Here is a 24,437-nt window from a genome sequence, read left to right as displayed (position 1 = left end):
TTGAAAGTCAACAACTTAAAAACCAAAGCAAACAAACAGCTCTTTAACCTACAATCCCTTCCTGTTATGTGGAAAAATTTATCCTTTAAAAAGCAATTAGTTTTCATTCTTTTAATACCTATTTCGGGACTGCTTTATTTTACAATAATTGATATCAGTACTACTTATCAAAAATTCAACCGTCTTGAAAACAGCTTGAAAAACATTGATAATATTACCAATTTCTCGCAGGCAATAACACTGATTAACAACGAAAGAACCTTAAGCGAATATGCTAAGTTTGATTCGGAAAAAAAAGAGGAATTAAAACTTAGAATGGATGAAACACTCGAATGGTTTTCCAAACAAAACTCAAAAGATACAGTTATCCAAAAGAACATCGCTGAGGCACGAAAAATTATCAACAGGATTCATCATCAAATCGAGAATAAAACAGATACCTCAATAGCGATTTTCAACGATTATATTGCGCTAAATTATCTTTTTAACAATTTGATAGAAAGAGAAATTGCCAATTGTGACAATGCTAACATCGCCAAAATGGCTAACAATATCAAGTCTTATATCGATTCTAAATCGGCGGCGAACCTGATTAGAGGAATTGTATTTGACAAACTTACCGATGACAGCATCCACAGCGATTTGTACGGTTTTTACATCAACATTAAAAACATAAACAAAAACACTGATTTCAAATTAGAAAACTACAACGATTCTAAAATAAATAATGAAATCATCCAATTTAAAAAATCCGAAGAGTTTCAGTCTTTTTTAGCAAATTCAGATGCTATTTTGAACAATACTCATAAAATAACCGCTCAAAACTGGTGGAATCAATCAACTGAGGTTAACAACAAACTCAATGTACTGAAAAATAAAAAACTCAATTACATTACAGCATTAGCCAAAGAAGAGCAGAACAAAACCTTTAACAGCAGCATTCTTTCGCTTTTATTGCTTTTGGTTTTATTAGCCGTAACCGCAATCGTTGTTTTTAAATTAATCAAAAAAACTTCCGGTTCGCTTAAGCTTATTGCTCATAAAATTGAACAGATTTCACTGGGACAAACCGAATTTCGACATGTACTTTCCGGCAATATCGAATTAGATTCCATCCGGGAATCATTAAAAAAACTTACCACTGCCATCAAAGAACAAATTAATCTGGCTACAAAAATCAGCTCCGGAAATTTTGGAGATACAATTGAATTAAGAAGTGATTCGGATACGCTGAATGAATCACTCAATACCATGTCATCCGAATTAAAACGATTAAATGACGAAGCTCATGCCAACAGTTTGCTTGAAAAAAACATCATTCAGGTAAATAAAACTATTATTGATTCTAAAAACATCAAGGATTTTGGCACCAATATCAGTAAAGTTTTAAGCCAGCAAACTAAGGGTTGTCAGGCTACTTTTTACATCAAAGATTATATAGAAAATCAGGAACAGTTAATCAAAATCGGAAGTTATGCCGACAACGATAATAGTCCTAAAAAGATTGCTTTCGGAGAAGGTTTAATTGGCGAAGCAGCCAAATTCAACGAACAAAAATGTTTAAACAATTTATCTAAAGAATACTCATTCCTTTCTTCTTCTTTGGGAAAATCGGCTATTTACAATATTTTAATCACGCCTGTTTCTCATAAAAACGAAGTCATTGGCGTTATCGAAATTGGCTCGTTGGAAAATTTCAATGAAACCGACCAAAAGTTAGTAAACACTTTAAAAGAATCTCTGGGCAGCGCCATCGAAGTCTTCATCAGAAATGAAGAATTAAAACTTTCTATGGAAGAAATCAACAGAAAAAACAATATTCTTCAGGTTCAGGAAGAAGAATTGCGCCAAAACAACGAAGAACTCAACAAACATACTTTATTACTGCAACAATCGGAAGAAGAACTTAAAAACCAGGCTGCCGAATTGGAGCAAACCAATGCTTATCTCGAAGAAAAAGGCCGAGAACTGGAAACGAAAAACTACGAGATTGAGAAAAAAAACAACGACCTGACAATTGCACAGGAAGAATTAAACATCAAATCGGAAGAAATTGCGCAGGCAAGCAAATACAAATCGGAGTTTTTAGCCAATATGTCGCACGAATTAAGAACGCCGTTAAACAGTATCTTAATACTTTCAGACTTATTAAAAGACAATCCGGCAGGCAATCTGACACAGTCGCAACTGGAAAATCTTTCAGTCATTAACACTTCCGGAAAAGACTTACTCAACCTGATTACCGATATTTTAGACATTTCGAAAATAGAAGCCGGTAAAGTAGAAATTTATCCTGAGAACACCGTTTCCGAACGTATTTTTTCAGATATGGATGGCCTTTTCAGAGCGCAGATGGAGAAAAAGGAAATCCAGTTTAAAACCACAATCGCGGAAAATTGTCCAAGCGATCTTTTTACCGATGTGGGCAAAGTAGAACAAATTCTGAAAAATTTCCTTTCCAATGCTTTAAAATTCACACCAAACGGCGGAACCGTTTCCATGACTTTTGACACTCCTGACGAAAATTGGGAATTCAGTAATCCTAAATTGGCCTCTCTGGAAAATCACAACATTTTGCGCATTGCCATCAAAGACAACGGAATTGGAATTTCGGAAGAAAACAAGAAAAAACTATTCCAGAGTTTCCAGCAGGCCGACAGTTCTACCAGCCGAAAATACGGCGGAACCGGTCTAGGTTTGTACATTTCCAAGCAACTGGCTCATTTACTCGATGGAGAAGTCTTTTTTGACAGTCAGCTAAATCAGGGAAGTACTTTTGGTGTTTTGATTCCGATACAGTACCAAGGAATTGAAAACAACACTTCGGTTTCGGAAACTATTGCTGTACCCGAAACTGTTGCCAAAGAAGAACAAATCGAATCGGAATATCCTAAAGCAAATGAAGAACTGGTTGACTTAGCAGCTAATATCAATGACGACAGAAATCAGGCTGATATTGATGACAAAACCGTTTTAATTATTGAAGACGATCCTTCTTTTGCGGAAGTTTTACTTCAGGTGGCTCACAACAACGGTTTTAAAGCAATCATTGCCCATCAGGGAGAAACCGGATTCCAATATGCTAAAAAATACAATCCGAAAGCCATTATTCTCGACATGAAATTGCCGGGAATTGACGGCTGGACGGTTTTAAAATGGCTTAAAGAAGATCCGGAATTAAAACACATTCCTGTTCACGTGATGTCAGGAATGAAACGGGAAAAATTAGCCAAAGAAATGGGCGCTTTTGATTTTCTGGTAAAACCTATTACACCGGAAAAACTTAAAAATGCCTTTCTTTCGATTGATGAAGAAATCAATAAAGTGTTTAAAAGAGTATTGATTTTAGAAGATGATGAAAAACTAAATTACTCCATCAAACAATTATTGCATGCCAATGACAAAAATACCATTTGTTTGCAGGCTTATTCACGTTTGGAAGCCGAAAATATTCTGAGTAATGTAGAAGTAGATTGTGCGATAATCGACCTGGGATTACCGGATTCGGACAACGTAAAGGCTATTTCGGAATTAAAAAAAGCTTCTAAAAACAAGAACATTAAAGTCATTATCAACACCGGAAAAAATTTATCCGACAAAGAACAATTGGAACTTGAAGAAAATGCCGATAGTATTGTAATTAAAACCGATAACGTAACCGAACGACTCAAAGACGAAATTCTGTTATTCCTTAACAAAGTAGAAACCACTGAAAATACGGCGTACCAAACAGCGCCTAATTTATCCGGAGGCGAAATTTTGAAAGACAAACACATCTTAATTGTTGACGACGATATTCGAAATATTTATGCGCTTTCGGCGGCTTTGACCAGTAAAGGCGCCATCATTACAACGGCTTTTAACGGAATCGAAGCTTTGAACGCCTTAGAAGAACATCAAAATTTCGACATTGTACTAATGGATATTATGATGCCGGAAATGGACGGCTTTGAAGCCACCAAAAAAATCAGGGAAAATGCAAAATGGAAAAATTTACCCATTATTGCGCTTACGGCCAAAGCTATGAAAGGCGATCGGGACGAAATTCTAAAAGCGGGAGCTTCGGACTATCAATCCAAACCAATTGATATTCAAAAACTTATTTCATTAATCAGTATTTGGATTTACAAATGATAACATTAAACGAACTGGACGAATTGCTTTTTACGATAAAAAAACAATTCGATTACGATTTTTGTGATTATTCAAAAGCTTCGATGCTGAGAAGAATCAACCGTTTTATGGACATCAACAATATGAAAAACGCGGTTGATTTAAAGTTTGAACTAATCAATAATCCTGCGATTTTTCAAAATTTTATCAACGAAATTGTAGTGAATGTCAGTGAGTTTTTCAGAGATCCGAGTTTTTTTAAATCGCTCCGGGAAAAGGTTTTCCCGTATCTAAACAGTTATCCAAAAATCAATATCTGGAGTGCCGGCTGTTCCTTTGGCGAAGAAACTTATTCTTTGAACATTCTTTTAAAAGAGAACAATCTCTTTTCTAAAACAAGAATTTATGCCACGGATATTAGTGCCAATGCTATAGAGCGAGCCCGAAAAGGAATTTATGACAACAATAATTTTAAAGATTACACTCGAAATTATTATGATTGCGGTGGAAAAGAAGCTTTAAACAATTATTTTGTTTCTGACGACAGGCATTCTATGATTCAGTCGGAACTAAAACAAAATGTATTGTTTTCCAATCATAATTTGGTAGCCGACAGCGTTTTTAAGGAATGCCAGCTAATTCTTTGTCGAAATGTATTAATTTACTTTAACAATGAATTGCAAAATAAAGCGTTAGAACTTTTTTACGAAAGTTTGCCTGTTCATGGTTTTTTGGCAATCGGAAAAAAAGAATCCTTGCGATTCAGCTCGATATATGATAATTTTAAGGAAATTGACCGTGAAGAAAAAATTTATCAAAAAATAAGATGAAAACTGACGTAATTCTAATAGGTGGTTCGGCCGGCGCTTTCAACGTTATCCTGTCTATTTTAAATAATTTAGACAAAAGTATCGACACGCCTATTATTATCGTTTTACATCGGTTAAAAAACAGTGTTTCTTCATTTGAAGCTATTTTACAACGACATAGCCATTATCAGGTAAAAGAAATTGAAGATAAAGAAGAATTGAAAAAAGGTTTTATTTATACTGCCCCTGCCGATTATCATGTTTTATTGGAAGAAAACCTTACTTTTTCCTTAGATGTATCTGAGATGGTCAATTTTAGCCGGCCATCGATTGATGTTACTTTCGAATCATTTTCGACTTTATTAGAAGAAAAATGCTGCGGAATTTTGCTCTCCGGTTCGAATCAGGACGGTGCAAACGGTTTAAAAACAATCGCCGAAAATAACGGTAAAACCTTCATTCAGGATTGCTCCGAAGCCGAATTTGAAATTATGCCTAAAGCGGCAAAAAAAATTTGCAACAAACATATTGAATTAAATACCACAACCCTAATTAAAGTATTAAACAATGAGTACCACCATAAAACATAAGCTATTGCTTATTGATGACAAACCGGCCAATTTAATTGCTCTAAAAAGCATGTTAGAAAAGCCTAACCGAGAAATCATTTGCTGCAACTCCGGAAATGAAGGTTTGCAACTATTACTCAAAGAAAAAATTTCGCTTATTTTAGTAGATGTTCAAATGCCGGAAATGGACGGTTATGAATTTGTTGAAATCACCAAACAACATCCGGCAACTGCCAATATTCCTACTATTTTTGTAACAGCCATCAGTGACGAAGCCCAATACATTAACAAGGCTTATGATTTAGGCGCTATTGATTTTTTGTTCAAACCTTTGGTCACCGAAATTACCCGAAAAAAAGTAGATTCCTTCCTGAAAATTTGGGATTACGATCAGGAATTACAAAAACTAAACGAAAAATTAGTGGCTAAAAATGGTGAATTGGAGCAATTTGCCAATATCATTGCCCACGATTTAAAATCACCTTTAAACAATATTACTTCTCTAATTGAATTTATTGAAGAAGAACATATTTTAGATTTAAAAGAAGAAGCAACCGACTTGTTTGACATGGTAAAATCTTCCGCTAAGTCAATGTCTAAATTAATTGACGATTTATTACATTATTCAAAAAATGTTGAAAATAACGAAGGAAAAGAGTCCGTTAACATTCTCAACGAAGTGAATGCGGTGATAAAACTCATTAATCCTAACAACAATATCAAAATCACGAAAGAAAATCTAAATCATATCATTCATTTTCAATCGGTCGCATTCAAACAAATTATTCAAAATTTATTATCAAATGCGATTAAGTACAACGACAAAGAAATCACTGAAATTGCTATTATTTACGACGAAAATACGCAACAAATAGCCATTAGAGACAATGGTCCCGGAATTCCGGAAAATCAGGCTGAAAAAATATTCCAGATGTTTTATACCTTAGGACAATCTTCCCGAGGGGAATCAGGCACAGGAATTGGGCTTAATTTAGTACGAAAGCTCGCTGAAAGAAACGAAGTAAAAGTCTATTACAATCCACAATACAAAGAAGGTTCTGAGTTTATCATTTCCGATTTAAAACCCGAACTCAAAACCGCTTAAAAAGTAAAAAGGAATTGCCTCAAAAGCAATTCCTTTTTTTTATCTCTTTAATGAAAAATGAGATTTAAATTCTTTCACTACATCATTTTCTATATAATGAATTACAAACCAATAATCATCCGCCGGTAAATAATGTCCGTTATAAGTTCCGTTCCATCCGCCACCATTAGGACTTATTTGTTTCAAAAATTTTCCATAGCGATCAAAAATTCGGATATAAGCATACGGTTGGTCACTTAACTCCGAAATGTTCCAAAAATCATTATAGCCGTCATTATTTGGCGTAAAATATTTTGGGAAATTCACCACCAAAATACCGGTTTTGGTAATTGGGCTGCTGCAACCAGTTTGATCCATAACCGTCACCGAATGCGAACCAGCAGCAACATATTCGAAAACAGGACTGGATTGAAATGGCCCATCATCTAACTGATACAAATAATCCCCTCCGGCAGCAATCGGAGCAATCGTAATTTTTTGATTATCTGCAAAAGCCTCTGTTACTGTCCAAGTAAAATCTACCAAAGTGTTTGAAGGTACAACTGTAATAGTAATAGTTTGTGGAGAAGCACATTGATTAGGATCCGGAGTAAAAGTATAAGTAGCCGTGTTCATATTATCTACAGCTTTATCCCAGCTTCCGGTAACTCCATTAGGAGAAGTAGTATCTAAAGTAGGTGCTGGAGTTCCTTCACAAACAATCATATCATTAAAATCAGGTTCTTTAGGATTAACAACTACTATCAAAGAGCCCCTACTACAATTAGCACCAAAAGGTGTAAAAACATAATTTTTTGTTATTGTATTATCTACTGTTGGCGGATCCCAAGTTCCACTAACGCCTTCATTAGAATAGTTAGGCAAAATAGGAGCTGGATCACCTTCACATATCGGATTAACAGGATCAAAAGTAGGAGTAAAAGAATTTGGACAAGGCACCCAACAAGTTTGCACTGATAGATCACAAGGATAAGCAGTATGCCATAATGTTAATGTAATCTCATTTCCAGGTTGTAATTGTGGTTCAGGTATGTATAAATGACTTGGTTGAGTACTCCCATCAATTGGAGCTCCTTCATTAATTGTATAAAAATAAGAATATTGATTACTAACACTAGATGTATTATTCCAAGAAAAGCCACTTTGAGTACCTATTGCTGGTGATCCTGCTCGAGGAGTTCCACTTAAATTAAAACACTTAAGATCTAAAATACTTGAACCATTATCAGCTACAACATTCACCACAATTCTAGCTCTGACACTTTCACTAACTCCATTAGTTTGACTCACATAATAAGAGGTAGAACTAACTGTAGTAGTCGAAGGTGTTGGCGCTATTGTACTGGCTGTACCTGCTGTGGCATTTGTTCCATACCAAACTAATGTATAACCAATATCAGCAGTCGCTGTTAATGGAGATGCTGTACTTCCCTGACAATAATATATCGGAGAAGTTACCGATGGTGGAGCAGGCGTTTGCGCTAACAAATCAGCGTTAGAAAACAAAGTAAAAAAGCTGACAAAGACCAGTAAAAGTAGATTCTTTTTCATTGTTCCAATTTTAAGAAAAGATTCAATTTGGGGGAAATCTTATTATCAGGTAAATATATTAAAAAAGCAGGCTTTAATAAAATTTTAAGAAAATATAATCCCCAAAAACTTATTCATTGAATTTGTACCAAAAAAAAAGACCCGGCAAAAAAACCGGGTCTATTACTATTTGCAAAATAAATTATGCTGCCTGATGTTGTTCTTCAATTTGTTTCTTTTCATCCATTGAAATACAATCTACCAATACCGGAGTAGCCACAAATAAAGAAGAATAAGTTCCTACTACAATACCTACTAACATGGCGAAAATAAATCCTCTGATAGATTCTCCTCCAAAAACAAACATGATTAACAATACTAAAATCATAGTCAAAGAAGTATTAATTGTTCTTGACATCGTCGAGTTAATCGATTTGTTTACAATTTCAGAAAAATTCCCTTTCGTTTTTCCATCTAAATATTCACGAACCCTGTCGAATACAATTACCGTATCATTCATAGAATACCCAATAACCGTAAGTATTGCCGCGATAAAGTGTTGGTCAATTTCCATACCGAAAGGCATGAATTTATAACATAATGAATAAATTCCTAATACGAAAACAACGTCATGCGCTACCGCTGCGATAGCTCCTAAACCATACTGCCATTTTCTGAAACTAATCAATAAATACAAGAATACAATTACCATTGCTCCTAATACAGCCCAGTAAGCATTCGTTTTAATATCCTCAGCTACTGTTGGTCCAACTTTAGAAGCCTGAACAATACCTAATTGCTTACCATCATAAGCGTTTACAAACTTCTCATAAGTCATATCCGAAGGATAGTGGTGCTTCAAAGTTTCAAACATGATTTTGTTTACTTCTTCATCCGCTTTTGTTCCGTGCTCTTCTACTTTATATTTAGTGGTAATTTTCAATTGGTTATCACTACCAAAGATTTTCACCTCCGCACTTCCGTCTAATACTTTTGCTAATTCTGCTTTTACTTCTTCTGTACTAACCGCTTTATCAAAACGAATTTGGAAAGTTCTACCTCCTACAAAATCAACTCCCTGATCTAATCCATTAGTAGCAAGAGAAAAAATACTAACAATCAAGACCACTGTAGAGAAGATATAAGTGATTTTCTTTACTTTCAAGAAATCAAAATGGAAGTTTGTAAAGAAGTTTTTAGAAAAATTAGTTACAAACGATAAATCGGCTTTCTTAGCAATATTTTTATCGATAAAAATTCTGGCGATAAAGATCGAAGTAAACAAAGAGGTTACAATACCAATTAATAAAGTAGTTGCGAAACCTTTAATTGGTCCTGAACCAAAAATAAACAATACTGCTCCAATTAAAATGTGTGTTACGTTAGCATCCACAATCGAACGCATTGCTCCGGTCCAGCTATAAGAAATTTTTACCGCTTCATCCAATGATTTACCTTCACGTAATTCTTCTTTCGCTCTTTCGTAAATAATGATATTCGCATCTACCGCAGTACCCATTGTTAAAACGATACCGGCAATACCTGGCAAGGTTAATACAGCACCTAAACTTGCTAAAATTCCGAATAAGAATAATAAGTTTACTGCCAATGCAAGGTTAGCATACCAACCTGCTTTTCCATAATATACTAACATCCATAAAGACACTAATAATAAACCTACGATTGCAGAAGTTGTTCCGTTATCGATAGCTTCCTGTCCTAACGATGGCCCTACTACTTCTGACTGAACGATATCAGCTGCTGCAGGTAATTTACCCGCTCTTAAAACGTTAGCTAAGTCAGTTGATTCGTCAATAGTAAACGAACCTGAAATCTCTGATCTTCCTCCAGCAATTGGTCCGCTGGAAACTCCAGGAGCTGAATAAACCACATTATCTAAAACAATAGCAATATTTGATTTTTGAGTATAAGCTCTTCCTGTTAATTCTTCCCAGGTTTTAGCTCCCTGACCGTTCATTTCGATAGAAACCGATGGTTTTCCTAACTGATCAAAAGTTGCATTAGCTCCTGTAACCACATTTCCGCTCATAGAAGCAATGTTGTCTCTGTTTCCTTTTAAAGCATACAAAGCAACTGTCTCAATTTCTTTTCCTTTGTTATCCGTATTTTTCTCAACTACACCCCAAACAAATTTTGCATAACGCAACTCAGCCGGTAATAAGCTTTTGATTTCATTTCTTTTAAAATAACCGTTGATAACAGCAGTATCTTTTGGAGCAAAAAGAGCCAAAACTGGTCCTCCGCCCTGACCTATCATTTTATCCAACAAAGGATTATTTCCTTTTTTAGTGGCAGCAGAATCTTTTGTAGTATCAGTCAATAAAGCACTTAAGGAATCCTTAGCAACCGGTTTAGCTACTTCAGTTTTAGCAACCTCTGTTTTTTTCAAAGCTTCGTTAGCAGCCATTAAGAAGTTACCTACTTCATCAATTTTAAAAGTTTCCCAAAACTCTAACTGAGCTGTACTTTGTAATAATTTTTTAATACGATCCACGTCTTTAGCACCCGGAAGTTCAACTAAGATTCTTCCTGATTCTCCTAATTTTTGGATGTTTGGTTGTGTTACACCAAATTTATCAATACGCTTTCTAAGTACTCCAAAAGCACTTTCTACAGACTCGTCAACTTTTTTTCTGATTACTTTTTTAACCTGATCATCTGTCATTTGAAAATCAACACCACCTTCACCCTGCAAATTTCTGTTTGCAAAAATTTCAGGAGATGCTAATTTTACAGTTCCTTTTGAATTAGCTTCAAAAGCATCAAAAAACTTTTCTAAATAAGGTTTGTTTCCTTGCAAATCTGCTGTTGCATCAGCCAACGATTTGTTGAAAACCGGGTTTTTAGAATTATTAGCCAAACCTTTCAGGATATCCTTAACTGAAATTTGAAGAATCACGTTGATTCCTCCTTCTAAGTCAAGTCCTTTATTAATTTGCTTGTCACTTACTTCGTTAAAAGTAAAATCGGTAAAGCCTAGACTAAATACTTTTTCTTTACCAATAGAGTCTAAATATTTTAGCTCTTTTTTAGAATCACCATTGGCAAAAATTTTCGCATCATTTTTTACATTATTTGCGACAAAAGTGAATGAAAGTTGGTATATACTTACCAATGCAAATAGAATTGCAAAAAATTTAATAAGTCCTTTATTCTGCATTATTACTAAAAATTAATTATTTTAAATTTATTTTTTTTTATTAAACCCTAATTACCAACACTTTAACCTCCTTCGTTTTTTAAACAAAAAAGCAGATAATGGCAAATCTTTTTTTAAACCGAGCAAATATATAATTCTGGCTAAGATTAACCAATTTATTTATTAACTAATCTCAAAAAAAAGACTGCAAAATTGCAGTCTTCACTTTTATATGTGAAAAAAGTTAAGCTAAAATACTTTTCAAAGCCTCATTCATTGCTCTAACCGCATCGGCACTTTTAGCAAACAAGACTTTTTCTTTATCATCCAGCTTGATATCAATTATCTCCTCGACTCCATTTTTCCCAATGATACAAGGAACTCCTATACAAATATCATTCTGACCATATTCACCTTCGACATATACCGAACAGGCTATCATTCTTTTTTGATCATTTAAAATACTATCAACCAAAAAAGCCACTGAAGCTCCCGGCGCATACCAGGCTGATGTACCCAAAAGCCCCGTAAGTGTTGCACCTCCCACCATCGTATCGGCAGCAACTTTTTGCAAAACTTCTTCTGAAAGAAACTGCGAAACCGGAATTCCATTATAAGAAGCCAAACGTGTTAAAGGAATCATCGTAGTATCACCATGACCACCAATAACCATCCCCGAAACATCATTAGCCGGTTTATCCAAAGCCAGTGACAAATAGGTTCTAAAACGGGAACTATCTAAAATACCACCCATTCCTATAATTCTGTTTTTTGGCAACCCTGTGGATTTCAAAGCCAGATACGTCATTGTATCCATTGGATTTGAAACCATCACAATAATCGTATTTGGAGAATATTTTAAAATATTTTCAACAACTGATTTTACTATTCCGGCATTAATTCCTATCAATTCCTCACGAGTCATTCCTGGTTTTCTGGGAATTCCGGAAGTCACCACCACCACATCACTATTGGCTGTTTTTGAATAATCATTGGTAACTCCTATTACGCGGGTATTAAAACCGGTATCGGTAGCACATTGCATAATATCCAAAGCTTTGCCCTCGGCAAAACCCTCTTTGATATCTAACAAAACTACTTCGCTGGCAATTCCTCTATAAGAAATAACGTCTGCACAGGTGGCTCCTACATTCCCTGCTCCTACAATAGTAACTTTCATATTTTAATGTTTATTCGGTTAAATAAAAAATGATTGATTAACGCTAATCTACAATTTATTAACCAAAATAACCACCAAAAAAGTTACTTTTTATGCATCAATATTAGCATAAACCGCATTTTTCTCGATAAATTCTCTACGAGGTGGTACTTCATCCCCCATTAACATAGAAAACACACGATCAGCCTCTGCCAAACTCTCAATAGTTACCTGACGTAACGTTCTGAAATTAGGATCCATGGTTGTTTCCCACAATTGCTCCGCATTCATCTCTCCAAGACCTTTATAACGCTGAATATTGGCGCTTCCACCCATTCTTTCATTCGCCTGATCACGTTGCACATCGTTCCATGCATACTCCTTTTTATTTCCTTTCTTAACTAAGTATAAAGGTGGAGCAGCAATATAAACGTGTCCTTCTTCAATTAATTCTTTCATAAAACGGAAGAAGAAAGTCAAGATCAAAGTAGAAATATGACTACCATCGACATCAGCATCACACATTATGATTACTTTATGATAACGTAATTTGGAAATATTCAAAGCTTTACTATCATCCTCAGTTCCAACCGTTACTCCTAAAGCCGTGAAAATATTTCGAATTTCTTCATTTTCAAAAACTTTGTGGTGCATCGCTTTTTCCACATTCAAAATCTTACCACGCAATGGTAAAATCGCCTGAAAATTACGGTCACGACCTTGTTTAGCCGTTCCACCCGCCGAATCCCCCTCGACAAGATACACCTCACATTTTGCAGGATCCTGCTCTGAACAATCCGATAATTTACCCGGTAATCCACCGCCACCCATAACGGTTTTACGTTGCACCATTTCACGTGCTTTTTTAGCCGCATGACGTGCCTGAGCTGCAAGGATTACTTTTTGTACAATGATTTTAGCATCATTTGGATTTTCTTCCAAATAATTTTCAACCATTTCACTTACCGCCTGACTCACAGGAGAAACCACTTCACGGTTACCCAATTTGGTTTTGGTTTGCCCTTCAAATTGAGGCTCAGCCACTTTTACCGAAATAATCGCAGTTAAACCTTCACGGAAATCATCTCCTGAAATATCAAATTTTAATTTTTCCAACATTCCGGAAGCATCGGCATATTTCTTAAGCGAACGAGTCAACCCCATTCTGAAACCTTGCAAATGTGTTCCTCCCTCGTGGGTATTGATATTATTTACATAAGAAAAAATATTCTCTGAATAACTGGTATTGTAAATCAAAGCAACCTCAACCGGAATTTCAGCATTTGGGTTATCCATCGAAATCACATGACCAATAATTGGCTCACGGTTTCCATCTAAATAACGAATATACTCCTTCAAACCTTCTTGCGAATGGAATACTTCACCTACAGGCTCACCGTTTTCATCTTTTTGTCTTTTATCACAGAAATGAATAGTAATCCCTTTGTTCAGGAAAGCCAACTCACGCATACGAGCTGACAAAGTATCATAAGAATACTCCGTTGTTTGCGTAAAAATTACCGGATCAGGATAAAAAGTAACAATTGTACCTCTCTTAGAAGTATCTCCAATTTGTTTTACCGGATACAAAGCCTTACCTCTTTCATATTCCTGTTGGTAAATCTTACCATCACTACTATGAACGGTAGCTGTTAAATGCGTTGACAAGGCATTCACACAGGAAACTCCAACCCCGTGCAAACCTCCGGAAACTTTATAAGAATCCTTATCAAATTTACCTCCCGCACCAATTTTAGTCATTACAACCTCAAGTGCCGAAACGCCTTCTTTTTTATGAATTCCTACCGGGATACCACGCCCGTTATCTTCTACAGTAATCGAACCATCTTCATTGATAGAAACACTAATTGTATCACAGTGACCTCCCATCGCCTCATCGATGGAGTTATCCACTACCTCATAAACCAAATGATGAAGTCCGCGAACCCCAACATCACCAATATACATCGATGGACGCATTCTTACGTGCTCCATTCCTTCTAATGCCTGAATACTATCTGCTGAATAATTGTTCTTGATTTCTTCGCTCATATGTTTTTATTCTAAATATATTTTTTGTCTAACACGCAAATATATAAAAACACAAATTATATAGCGTTAAAATTACCCTTATACCACTTTAAGTTATCAACAAAATTTGTGAATTTCGGCTGCAAAAATCAATTTCAATAGCAATATCAAAATGCAATTGCAATTACAAAATTCAAAAGCAAATACTACTTGCCAGTACTACCAACTGTTTGTACTTTTGTCCCTATGAATGATAATTTTACAAACGAATTTTTCGGAATAGGAATTCAAAACGGAAAAACGCCAGAAAACCTAGGCGTTTTATGGAGAACTGCCCAAAATATGGGAGCCAGTTATATTTTCACCATCGGTAACCGATACGCCAAACAAGCCTGTGACACCCACAATGCGGTGAAGTCAATGCCTTATTTTCATTATGAAACTTTTGAAGATTTTTTTAATAATTTACCAAAAGGAGCGCGATTAGTGGGCGTTGAATTAGACGACAAAGCCGAAGATTTAGAAACTTTTGAACACCCAAGACGTTGCGTGTATCTTTTAGGCGCCGAAGACAACGGACTTTCCAAAAAAGCCATTGAAAAATGCCATTTTTTAGTAAAATTCAAATCCGAAAAGAGCCTAAATGTATCGGTTGCAGGAAGTATTGTGCTTTATGACAGAAGTCGTAATAAACCGAGATCTTAGGCAATATCAAATCTAAAAAACTTATAAAAACACAAATTTCCAAAACAAACATTAAAAATGCTGCTTTGGAAATTTTGAATTTGTTATTGCTATTGCTCTTGATTTTTGATATTGAAATTGAATTTCTTACTTACTCAATTGGTAACTACCAACCAATACAGATGCAGAAATATTCAAAACTCTTTCCAATTCTCTAATCATATCCACTGTTAGCCTTTTTTTCTTATTTAAAATTTCAGAAACACTGCTTTTTCCACCAATAATTCCAACCAAATCTTTCTGCTTGATATTCATTTCTTTCATTCTAATTTTAATTGCTTCAATGGGATCTGGCGCTTCAATAGGAAAATATTGATTTTCATAATTATCAATCAACATAGAGAGAATTTCGGCTTCATCACCCTCAATAGAATTAGGAGCCGCATCAAATATCATTTCAAGTCGCTCAAGCGCTTTCTCGTAATCAGTTTCATTTTTAATAGGTGCGATTTTCATAATTCTAAATTTTATATTGTGTCAGCATTAATTTTATCATATTCAGCATGGGTACCAATAAATCGAATGAATGCCCATTGTCTTTCATAATTGAATTTCACAATCAGCCGATAAGAATTTCCCTTAATATTAAAAACAATCCTACTATCTTTCAATACACTTGCATTAATAAAGGTTTGTTTGATATCATTTGGCGAATTCCAATCAGAATTTTTTGCTGTTTCATACCAAGTTTTCAAATACTGCTCTACATCAGCATGTTTTTCCCAAAAATCCTTCAAAGTCTTTTTAGCAATAATTCTTTTCATATTGTTTCAAATATCATAGCAAAGATAATAAAAGTTCTTGATACAAGAACTTTCAACCTGATAAACTTTCACAAACAACCTAAACAAAAATTTCCAAAACAATCATTTTAAAAATGCTGTTTTGGAAATTTTGTTTTTTTTGCGATTGCAATTGTTATTGCAATTGAGTTTTGATATTGAAATTATCTATTAATAATCCTCACATTCATCTCTTCTACTTTTTTATCCGAAAGAGCAGAAGGTGCACCAAACAATAAATCTTCACTGGTTCCGGTTTTAGGGAAAGCCATCACTTCACGAATAGAGGTTTTTTTCTCCAAAATCATCATCAAACGGTCAATTCCCCAGGCAATTCCTCCGTGTGGTGGCGCTCCGTATTGGAAAGCCTTGTACATCGTCCCCACACTTTTAATCATTTCTTCTTTGTTGTAACCCATATTTCTATAAGTTGCTTCCAGAATTTCCGATTTATGTGCACGAACAGAACCTCCTCCTATTTCGTAACCATTCAAAATGATGTCGTATTGTTGAGCAATGATAGTTCCGATTTCTTCTTCTTTACCATCCATATGCTTTTGCAAATCATAAACAGCCGGCATTGAGAATGGATTGTGTGTAAATGTCCATCTTCCTTCATCGGTTTTTTCAAACATTGGAAAATCAACTACCCAAGCCGGACGTAATTCCTTCGGATTAATCAAATGCAACATTCTTCCCATTTCCTGACGCACGGCATCCAAAGCCTTGTTGGCTGTCGCATAATCAGCGGCCGAGAAGAACACAATATCACCCACTTGCGCATCAGTTGCTTTAATTATTCCTGCTGCGATTTCTTCACCTAAAAATTTAATTATTGGCGATTGCAATTCGTCCTCATTCACAATGATATACGCCAATCCGCCTAAACCATGTTGTTGCGCAATTGCCGTCAAAGCTTCAATTTGCCCTTTCGACATACGTTTATTACCTTGCTCCTGAGCCGAAACTTTGATACATTTTACAATTCCACCTTCTTCAATTGGCTTAGAGAAAACTTGGAAAGTAGTTTCTTTTACAATTTCGGTAATATCCTGCATTTTCAATCCAAAACGCAAATCCGGACGGTCGCAACCGTAATAATCCATCGCTTCTTTGTACGTCAAGACTTCAAACGGACGTAAAATCCATTTGTTTCCATATACTTTTTTAACTACTTCATTGAACAACTTGGTATTCAAATCGATAATTTGCTGCATGCTGGCATAAGCCATTTCCATGTCTAATTGCGTGAACTCCGGCTGACGATCCCCACGAGAATCCTCATCTCTAAAACAACGCGCTACCTGGAAATATTTCTCATAACCACTCACCATCAACATTTGTTTAAACTGTTGTGGCGCCTGTGGTAAAGTATAAAAAGAACCAGCCTGTTTACGGGTAGGCACGATAAATTCACGTGCTCCCTCATCGGTTCCGGCACTTAAAATAGGCGTTTCTATTTCTAAAAATTCTTCTTCGTCCAGAATATCACGAATCAACTTAATCACCTTATGACGATTTACAATCGCACGACGCACCTCATCATTTCTGTGATCTAAGAATTTATATTGAAAACGGGTTGCTTCGTTGGTTTTTGCCGCTCTTTTGATTTCAAAAGGCAATGTTTTCGACAAATTCAAAATCTCCAACTCCGAAGTTTCCAATTCGATTTTACCTGTACGCAATCCTGCATTAAAATCATCTTCATTACGTCCAACCACTTTTCCTTTAACAGAAATTACCGATTCCGGCTTTAACTTCACCAACTCATCGATATTAGGAAATGTTTCTCTACTGATATTAACTTGAAATACTTCATAACTTGAATCACGCAAGTCAATAAACATCAATTCTCCGTGGTCACGAACACTCGCAACCCAACCAGACAACTGCACTTCCTGATTAATATTTCCCTCAGATAATTGCGAGATTTTATGCGTTCTGTAGGTTTCTTTTACGATAATTGGAATTTCCGGTAAGGCTTCTTCCTGAACTTCTTTTTGCTCGGCAGAAACTTCTTTAGTCGCTTTTTCCTGAGTTGTTTTTTGCTCAACAATTGCTCCGGAACTTAAGCTATCCAAAATAATCTGACGGATTACTTTTCCATTCGCTCCTTTTCCAAGAACTCCAAGCACTTTACCAACTAAAATCCCTGCTTTTCCTTGATCTCCTGCAGCAATAGCTGCCGCTACAACCTCATTTTCAGCAATTACTTTAGCAATAACTTCCTGGATTTTTTCTTCAGAAATAGTATTTTCTTCGAAATATTTTTTATAATCAAATGCGGCATCTTTCAAATAACTCGCTAAGGCATTTTGCACCAAAACCGCAGTAATTTTCTCTGCTTTGAACAATTTGAAAATTTCGATAATATCCTGAACATTTTGAATTTTATCGTAATCCTCAGCCTTGATATTATTGGACAAGGTTTTGGCCACAAATGAAGGATCGTTGATTTCGTGATTAATCGTTACAAATGTTTTCGAACGAATAGCATCAGCCGTAAAAAACTTCGCGTCCTGCGGTAAAACACCTCCACCAATCAAAATAGACTCCACCGCAAATGGTAGAGCAGCAGTATCTACTTTTATCGATTCAACCTCTTTTTTGATATTTACAAAAGGTAAATCCGGTTCCGAAATAAAACGATAATCGGCTTCAAATTCCTTTTTACGCATGGTTTTGGTTTGCTTCAAATCGGCATCCCACAACACAGTCGTTTGATCCGGACGAAATTCTTTATGCTCAATAAAATAATTGAATTGCTTCTCCACCTCTTCTTTCAAAGCTTCCACCATAAACTTAAACGAGTTCAAGTTTTTGATTTCTGTTCTTGGATTCAAATCATAAGAATGCTTTTTACGTAAAGAAACCGAAACATCCGATTTGAATTCACCTTTTTCCAAATTCGCTTCAGAAATTCCTAAATTTTGAACGATTCTTTGAATGTATTGCGCATAAGTTGAAGCATCTTCAATGTTTCGAATACATGGTTCTGTTACAATTTCAATCAAAGGCACTCCTGCTTTATTGAAATCCACCAAAGAAATTTTCTTTTCGTGCATCAATTTAGCTGCATCCTCCTCAATATGAACCTGAGTTAAATTCACAGTGAATTGCGTTCCGTCATTTCTATAACAAGAAACATGTCCGTCAGGAATGATTGGATTATGAAATTGGGTAATCTGAATATTTTTCGGGTTATCCGGGTATTCATAATGTTTTCTATCCCAGGAAATCACTTCGTTACTAAAGGAAGAATCTACTGCTTTCCCAAAATAGATCGCTTTCAAAACCGCTTCTTTGTTCACAGCAGGCAAAACGCCCATTTGTCCGGTACAAACCGAACATATATTTTGGTTAGGTGTTTCAATTTCTTGATTTGGACAAGAACAAAACAACTTGGTTTTGGTATTTAATCGAACGTGTGTTTCCAGTCCGATTACCAATTCTAAATCGTGGGCTTTTAATGCCGCGGTTAATTGTTCTAATTCCATTATAAAATATCTTTTAAGAAGTTAGCAAATTGCATCACTAATTCGTCATTATTTTTTGCTGCAGTAATTTGCAATCCTGTCTCCGTTCCTTGCGGCACAGTTAAGGTTGGTAATTGCCCCAAACTAAATCCTACGGTATAAGCATCTGATAAATACATTGCCAAAGGATCTTTTAAACTATCACCAATTTTAGGCGGTGTACTTGGTGTAACCGGTGATAAAACCACATCAACTTCTTTAAAATCCTCACTAAAATTTTCAGAAATCTGATCTCTCAAAGCCAATCCTTTCAAATAAATTTCATCTGAAAAACCTTGAGACAACACTTGGTTTCCTCCCACGATTCTGCGTTTGGTTTCTTCAGAGAAATTTTCAGAACGCGTCACCGCATAGCTATCAATCAAATTATCCCCTTCGATACGGTTTCCGTAATTCGTTCCGTCTAATCGGGATAAATTGGATGCTGTTTCGGCCATCGCCAAAGTATAATAGGTAGAAACCAAAATATCCGATTTGAAGAAATCCAGTTCCTTCACCTCAATTCCTTTCGCTTTTATTTTTTCGACAACAGCTAAGAAATCAGCTTTTATCTGAGGATTGATTGCTTCGCTTTCGATGAAGTTTTTAAAATAACCAACTGTTTTAATGGATGAAGCAGCAATAGCTTCCTCGGTAATTTCCTTAGAAACAATCGAAGTTTGATCTTTTGGATCTTTTCCGCTCATTACATTTAATACAATACGGATATCTTCGATTGATTTTGCCAATGGGCCCACGCAATCTGTAGAAGAAGCATAAGCCATCAAACCATATCTTGAAATTCTGCCGTAGGTTGGTTTTAAACCATAAATATGATTGTAACCGGCTGGTTGACGAATCGACCCACCTGTATCTCCTCCAATAGAAAACACTGTGTAATCTTTGGCTACATTCACAGCTGAACCTCCACTCGATCCTCCACCGACTAATTCCGGATTGATTGCATTTTTTACCGCACCAAAAATGGTATTTTCGCTGGAAGAACCGTGACCAAAACTATCGCAGTTTTCCTTTACCAATGGAATCGCACCGGCATCCAGCAATTTTTGAATAGCCGTTGCCGTATAAGGCGATTTATAATTTTTAAGTAATTCAGAACTTGCAGTAGTGTAAGTTCCTTGAACCATATACACATCTTTGATACCAAAAGGAATTCCTTCCAAAAGTCCGATTTCCTCACCCTTTGCTATTTTGGCATCAACTTTAGCAGCCAATTCTAAAGACTGTTTTTCAAGCAAAGAATTTACTGAATTGTATGTATTTTGTTTTAATAAATCTAATTTTTCCTGTACCAATGCCGTACAACTTATTTGTTTGGACAGCAATTGTTGGTGTATTTTTTTTATCTGAGATTCCATTTTATCCTTCTATAACTTTAGCAACCACTAAAAATCCATTTTTCTTGTTCGGGAAGTTTTCGATAATAATTTGTTTTTCAATAGCCGAACTTTCTACCACCACATCTTCTCTTAAATCTCCAACCGAAATACAATTATGATTGACATTATTTAAGGAATTCTCATTTGATGGCTGTGCATTTTTAATCACCTCAAACAACTGGTTCACGCTCTCCGAAGGCTGCGCTCCTTTAATACTCGACAAGACGTCGACTGTCATTATTTTACTCATAATTTTAATTCGTTTTAAAGTCAAACTTTTAGGGCGGCTAAATTAAAAAGTTTTATTAGGGATTCCTATTTTTTTCTTAAGGATTTCCGTGAGAATTCGCAAGAAAAATTCAAGTTTCTCACATTCTTTCTTAGAAAAACAATTGATTTACCACATCCTATCAGTCCACACTCTCAATTAAATACTTTGTTCCGTTAATTTCGAAAGTAAATCCTACTGCATTTCCCATCAATTTATTTCCCAATGGCGATTGCGGAGACAAGGCAATCACATTAATTCCTTCTATATTTATTTTTGGCAAAGCCAATGAAACATATAAAAAAATCCCGTTCGCTTTTACCAAACTTCCTAAAACAATTGTTTTTGCATTTATCGAAGCATCAATTTTGTCTAAAACTGCTTTTTGCTCGAGAACTTCACGCAGTTTTGTATTGAATTTTTCCTGTTCCAGATGCATCATCGACAAAGCCGTTTCGTGTTTATCACCAGCCGAACCTTTAGCATCATTTTTAGAATCTTCAGTTAAAGCCGAAATCATATCACGAAAAGCATCAATCCGATCTTCTACCATTCGGGAATAATAGTGATGTATTTTTTGTTTGAAAGTCATCTGAAGTTTTTTTTTAGCCAAGCGTCTGCAAATTTAATGCATTATCACAATATTCCACTTTTTCAGTCGGATTTAAAATTTCGAACCCAAAAAGCTAACACATTTTTAATTAACTTCGTAAACATTCTATTATTAATCTAACGTTTAAAAGTATTATGAAAAAATTAAAATTCATTTCCACTATCGCTTTTGGTGCTTTATTATTTTTGACCACAACTACTCAGGCACAAAAATTCCCCGGTTTAGATAAAAGTCCAATGGACATTGCTTCTTACCCTAACGACTACAAAATCCCTGTAAAAACAGCCAAAGTGATTTATAGCCGCCCACAATTAAAAGGTCGTTCTTTAAGCGAATTGGCTCCTGCCGGAAAAGTTTGGCGTACCGGCGCTAACGAAGCTACCGAAATCACTTTCAATAAAGATGTTACTCTTGGAAAAACAAAAATTAAAACGGGAACTTATTCTTTATATACCATTCCAAATGAAAAAGAATGGACAGTTATTATAAACAAAGACGTTAATATTTGGGGAGCATACAGCTATAAAGAAGCCAATGATGTCGCCCGATTAAACGTTCCGGTAACCCAGGCAGAAGATGCTTTAGAAGCTTTTTCGATGGTTTTCACCAAAGCCGATAACGGAATGATTTTAAACTTAGGCTGGGACAAAACCCGAGTTGCGATTCCGTTTACAGAGTAATTCTTTCATTTTTTCAACCGCAAAGAACACAAAGGTTTCGCAAAGCTCACTAAGCTTAAAAACAAAAAAGATAATCTTTTAAATCATAAATCTGTGGCAAAAAAATAACCGCAAAGCTATCTTAAATAACTTTGCGGTTAAATCTTTTTAAACTTTGCGTTTAAAACTAAAATACTAAAAATCAAATTTATAATTCACACCCACCAAAACCTGAAATCCCTGAACCGGATAATTCATCCATTTTTGATAGGATTTATTCGTCATATTATTCAATTTCAAAAATCCGGTTAACTGCGAATTGTACTTATAACCCACATGCGAATTCAAATCAAAATAACTTCCTAATTTCACAGGAGTTTCTTCGGAAACTAAATCGGTATTGCTTTGCATATCTTTTCTTTCACCTACATAAAACACCTTTGCACCCGCATACCATTTTGGCGTAATATTAAAATCCAATGACGAATTCACTTCAACTGTTGGTAAATTCCAGGCTTCCTGCTCCACACTGTTCTTGTAGCTGCTGAAAGTCCCTCCAATTCCAAAACTTACATTTTGAGAAAAATCGGCTTTCAAATCTCCCGAAAATCTAAAAGTACGCACATCGTCATAAATCACCTGAAAAGAATTTCCAAAAGCATAATCTTCATTAGCCACATTCTCCGTATAATCATTGCTTCTGTACAAGGCTTTATTGCGTTCATTAACATAAGAACCACGTAAATTATAACTCACACTGGAAGCTAATTTTCCTTTTAGCCCGGCAAAAATATCATATTGTTTATCCGTTGGAGAAACACCTAAAGCAGGAGACAAAAACGGATTTTCGCTTACAAAATCACTATAAGAGTTTTGCTCCAAATTCCCTTCGGCACCAGCATAAAAAATCATCAAATCCTCCACAACCGGATAAGAAACATTAATATTTGGATAGATTAAAAATCGGTTATCACTCCCTTCTCTGTCCATACTATAAAATAATTTCACTCCTAAATTTACATCCCAACCATTTTCCTGTAAATTTAAACTTGGTGCGATTCCAATATTGGTAAAACCATATTTCAGCTTCTCCGTATTCGTATTTTCATAATTTTTAGCAAAACTTCCGCCCACATAATCCACGATAATATCGGTTTTCACAAATTGGTCCGAAACATCAAATCGCAAAGAAGGTTTGATATAAAAACGATTCTCAGACGAATCAAAACTATCGGCAAAATGTTTGTATTTCAAAGAAAGCTCTTTAAAAGCACCTTCATAAAACTGCATTTTTCCTCCTAAAGAAATGCCGTTATACGAATGTTTCGAATCAATATTCCCAATCAAAGTATTTCTGTCAGCTGTACTTAACGAACTCCCGAAATCCATTGGCAAACCATACCAATTGTACACCTGATTTTGATAACCTAAATCAACATTCCAGGACATTTTATCATAATTAGCACCATAAAAAGCATCCAAAGCCGTATCGTAAAACCAGTTATCCAATGTCACATTATTGATACCACCCTGAGAAGAAAAATGACGAAACATTCCACCTACATAATCATTATTTTCCAAGTCCTGATTAACAAATAATTCGGCATTCAGATGACCATAATTTCCTCCGGCAATAGTCGCATAATTGTTATAAAACTTTTCTTTAGCCTCCTTCTCCACATCTTCCGCTTTTCCTTTAGCAGGTGTAAAAGTAGAAGCTACCGGAAATGAAAAAATGGAATACTTGATGGTTTCTTTCTTCGCATTTCCTTCATCATCCAAAACCGGTGATTCCTGAATTTTGGATGCATCCGAAACGGTAGGTGTATACGGTTTAACAATATTTACTTCTTCTGAACCAATGTTTGTATTTTTCTTTTGAGCAAAAGAAAATTGCAAAACCATCAAAAACAGACTTGTTATTATTTTATTTTGGAAATTGAATTTCATATTTCTTGTTTTATTTATTTGAGAAGAAAA

The 24,437-nt window shown here is 35.4% G+C and carries 17 protein-coding genes; 6 read left to right on the top strand and 11 right to left on the bottom strand.

From position 1 onward, the window contains the following. The first annotated feature begins 66 nt into the window (after positions 1-66). Genes B6A10_RS05615 through B6A10_RS05600 form a run of 4 tightly spaced genes read left to right on the top strand, consistent with a single transcriptional unit; the run spans position 67 to position 6,596 of the window. The gene (locus B6A10_RS05615; protein WP_188220050.1) at positions 67-4,134 is read left to right on the top strand and encodes a response regulator; all 4,068 of its coding nucleotides are present in this window, start codon (positions 67-69) and stop codon (positions 4,132-4,134) included. Then, positions 4,131-4,943: a CheR family methyltransferase gene (locus B6A10_RS05610; RefSeq protein WP_188220049.1), complete on the top strand. Its 813-nt coding sequence runs from the start codon at positions 4,131-4,133 to the stop codon at positions 4,941-4,943. The genes B6A10_RS05615 and B6A10_RS05610 overlap by 4 nt, the downstream gene beginning before the upstream one ends. Next, positions 4,940-5,512: a chemotaxis protein CheB gene (locus tag B6A10_RS05605; RefSeq protein ID WP_188220048.1), complete on the top strand. Its 573-nt coding sequence runs from the start codon at positions 4,940-4,942 to the stop codon at positions 5,510-5,512. The genes B6A10_RS05610 and B6A10_RS05605 overlap by 4 nt, the downstream gene beginning before the upstream one ends. Further along, positions 5,490-6,596, top strand: a complete 1,107-nt coding sequence (locus B6A10_RS05600) for a hybrid sensor histidine kinase/response regulator (RefSeq protein ID WP_188220047.1) — start codon at positions 5,490-5,492, stop codon at positions 6,594-6,596. Before B6A10_RS05605 ends, B6A10_RS05600 begins: the two co-directional genes overlap by 23 nt. Before the next feature lie 39 nt (positions 6,597-6,635). Here B6A10_RS05600 and B6A10_RS05595 read toward each other — a convergent pair whose 3' ends face one another. The 4 genes from B6A10_RS05595 to gyrB form a co-directional block, all read right to left on the bottom strand. Beyond that, positions 6,636-8,147: a T9SS type B sorting domain-containing protein gene (locus B6A10_RS05595; RefSeq protein WP_188220046.1), complete on the bottom strand. Its 1,512-nt coding sequence runs from the start codon at positions 8,145-8,147 to the stop codon at positions 6,636-6,638. 181 nt (positions 8,148-8,328) lie between these two features. After that, on the bottom strand, positions 8,329-11,307 hold the full coding sequence (gene secDF / locus B6A10_RS05590) for a protein translocase subunit SecDF (protein ID WP_188220045.1): 2,979 nt from the start codon (positions 11,305-11,307) through the stop codon (positions 8,329-8,331). A 223-nt stretch (positions 11,308-11,530) separates the two neighbouring features. Further along, on the bottom strand, positions 11,531-12,466 hold the full coding sequence (gene mdh, locus B6A10_RS05585) for a malate dehydrogenase (protein WP_188220044.1): 936 nt from the start codon (positions 12,464-12,466) through the stop codon (positions 11,531-11,533). 90 nt (positions 12,467-12,556) lie between these two features. Further along, positions 12,557-14,497 carry a DNA topoisomerase (ATP-hydrolyzing) subunit B gene (gyrB, locus tag B6A10_RS05580; RefSeq protein WP_055091464.1) on the bottom strand — a complete coding sequence of 647 codons (1,941 nt, stop codon included), beginning with the start codon at positions 14,495-14,497 and terminating at the stop codon, positions 12,557-12,559. 225 nt (positions 14,498-14,722) lie between these two features. Here gyrB and B6A10_RS05575 point away from each other — a divergent pair, with 225 nt between their 5' ends. After that, positions 14,723-15,181, top strand: coding sequence for an RNA methyltransferase (locus tag B6A10_RS05575; protein WP_188220104.1), 459 nt, complete (start codon positions 14,723-14,725; stop codon positions 15,179-15,181). A gap of 126 nt (positions 15,182-15,307) precedes the next feature. On the opposite strand, the gene B6A10_RS05570 is transcribed toward B6A10_RS05575, so the two are convergent. The 6 genes from B6A10_RS05570 to B6A10_RS05545 all read right to left on the bottom strand — a co-directional run bounded on the left by B6A10_RS05570 (position 15,308) and on the right by B6A10_RS05545 (position 21,777). Then, positions 15,308-15,676 (bottom strand): helix-turn-helix domain-containing protein, encoded by a 369-nt coding sequence (locus tag B6A10_RS05570; RefSeq protein WP_188220043.1) that lies wholly within the window; start codon positions 15,674-15,676, stop codon positions 15,308-15,310. 11 nt (positions 15,677-15,687) lie between these two features. Next, positions 15,688-15,984, bottom strand: a complete 297-nt coding sequence (locus B6A10_RS05565; protein WP_188220042.1) for a type II toxin-antitoxin system HigB family toxin — start codon at positions 15,982-15,984, stop codon at positions 15,688-15,690. A gap of 182 nt (positions 15,985-16,166) precedes the next feature. Beyond that, a complete protein-coding gene (gene gatB/aspS / locus B6A10_RS05560) occupies positions 16,167-19,499 on the bottom strand; it encodes a bifunctional amidotransferase subunit GatB/aspartate--tRNA ligase AspS (protein WP_188220041.1) in 3,333 nt (1,110 codons plus the stop codon). Then, a complete protein-coding gene (locus B6A10_RS05555; protein ID WP_188220040.1) occupies positions 19,499-20,896 on the bottom strand; it encodes an amidase family protein in 1,398 nt (465 codons plus the stop codon). Before B6A10_RS05555 ends, gatB/aspS begins: the two co-directional genes overlap by 1 nt. Before the next feature lies 1 nt (position 20,897). Next, on the bottom strand, positions 20,898-21,155 hold the full coding sequence (locus B6A10_RS05550) for an Asp-tRNA(Asn)/Glu-tRNA(Gln) amidotransferase subunit GatC (protein WP_238929366.1): 258 nt from the start codon (positions 21,153-21,155) through the stop codon (positions 20,898-20,900). 172 nt (positions 21,156-21,327) lie between these two features. After that, complete coding sequence (locus B6A10_RS05545; protein ID WP_188220038.1) at positions 21,328-21,777, bottom strand: hypothetical protein; 450 nt, start codon at positions 21,775-21,777, stop codon at positions 21,328-21,330. 155 nt (positions 21,778-21,932) lie between these two features. Here B6A10_RS05545 and B6A10_RS05540 point away from each other — a divergent pair, with 155 nt between their 5' ends. After that, a complete protein-coding gene (locus B6A10_RS05540; protein WP_188220037.1) occupies positions 21,933-22,478 on the top strand; it encodes a DUF2911 domain-containing protein in 546 nt (181 codons plus the stop codon). Positions 22,479-22,652: 174 nt separating this feature from the next. On the opposite strand, the gene B6A10_RS05535 is transcribed toward B6A10_RS05540, so the two are convergent. Beyond that, a complete protein-coding gene (locus tag B6A10_RS05535; protein ID WP_188220036.1) occupies positions 22,653-24,407 on the bottom strand; it encodes a TonB-dependent receptor in 1,755 nt (584 codons plus the stop codon). Between the last annotated feature and the right edge of the window lie 30 nt (positions 24,408-24,437).

It is taken from the genome of Flavobacterium pokkalii (assembly GCF_014596575.1).
GTDB classification, from domain to species: domain Bacteria; phylum Bacteroidota; class Bacteroidia; order Flavobacteriales; family Flavobacteriaceae; genus Flavobacterium; species Flavobacterium pokkalii.
Note: the sequence above shows the minus strand (reverse complement) of the source record. Positions and strands in the feature narration are given on the sequence as shown.

What these genes read in the sequence shown, in the direction of transcription:
- B6A10_RS05610 (WP_188220049.1), top strand. Translation starts at nt 4,131, where the DNA reads ATGATAACATTAAACGAACTGGACGAATTGCTTTTTACGATAAAAAAA.
- B6A10_RS05565 (WP_188220042.1), bottom strand. Translation starts at nt 15,984, where the DNA reads ATGAAAAGAATTATTGCTAAAAAGACTTTGAAGGATTTTTGGGAAAAA.
- B6A10_RS05555 (WP_188220040.1), bottom strand. Translation starts at nt 20,896, where the DNA reads ATGGAATCTCAGATAAAAAAAATACACCAACAATTGCTGTCCAAACAA.
- B6A10_RS05595 (WP_188220046.1), bottom strand. Translation starts at nt 8,147, where the DNA reads ATGAAAAAGAATCTACTTTTACTGGTCTTTGTCAGCTTTTTTACTTTG.
- B6A10_RS05605 (WP_188220048.1), top strand. Translation starts at nt 4,940, where the DNA reads ATGAAAACTGACGTAATTCTAATAGGTGGTTCGGCCGGCGCTTTCAAC.
- B6A10_RS05550 (WP_238929366.1), bottom strand. Translation starts at nt 21,155, where the DNA reads ATGACAGTCGACGTCTTGTCGAGTATTAAAGGAGCGCAGCCTTCGGAG.
- B6A10_RS05535 (WP_188220036.1), bottom strand. Translation starts at nt 24,407, where the DNA reads ATGAAATTCAATTTCCAAAATAAAATAATAACAAGTCTGTTTTTGATG.
- secDF (WP_188220045.1), bottom strand. Translation starts at nt 11,307, where the DNA reads ATGCAGAATAAAGGACTTATTAAATTTTTTGCAATTCTATTTGCATTG.
- mdh (WP_188220044.1), bottom strand. Translation starts at nt 12,466, where the DNA reads ATGAAAGTTACTATTGTAGGAGCAGGGAATGTAGGAGCCACCTGTGCA.
- B6A10_RS05570 (WP_188220043.1), bottom strand. Translation starts at nt 15,676, where the DNA reads ATGAAAATCGCACCTATTAAAAATGAAACTGATTACGAGAAAGCGCTT.
- gatB/aspS (WP_188220041.1), bottom strand. Translation starts at nt 19,499, where the DNA reads ATGGAATTAGAACAATTAACCGCGGCATTAAAAGCCCACGATTTAGAA.
- B6A10_RS05545 (WP_188220038.1), bottom strand. Translation starts at nt 21,777, where the DNA reads ATGACTTTCAAACAAAAAATACATCACTATTATTCCCGAATGGTAGAA.
- B6A10_RS05575 (WP_188220104.1), top strand. Translation starts at nt 14,723, where the DNA reads ATGAATGATAATTTTACAAACGAATTTTTCGGAATAGGAATTCAAAAC.
- B6A10_RS05600 (WP_188220047.1), top strand. Translation starts at nt 5,490, where the DNA reads ATGAGTACCACCATAAAACATAAGCTATTGCTTATTGATGACAAACCG.
- B6A10_RS05615 (WP_188220050.1), top strand. Translation starts at nt 67, where the DNA reads ATGTGGAAAAATTTATCCTTTAAAAAGCAATTAGTTTTCATTCTTTTA.
- B6A10_RS05540 (WP_188220037.1), top strand. Translation starts at nt 21,933, where the DNA reads ATGAAAAAATTAAAATTCATTTCCACTATCGCTTTTGGTGCTTTATTA.
- gyrB (WP_055091464.1), bottom strand. Translation starts at nt 14,497, where the DNA reads ATGAGCGAAGAAATCAAGAACAATTATTCAGCAGATAGTATTCAGGCA.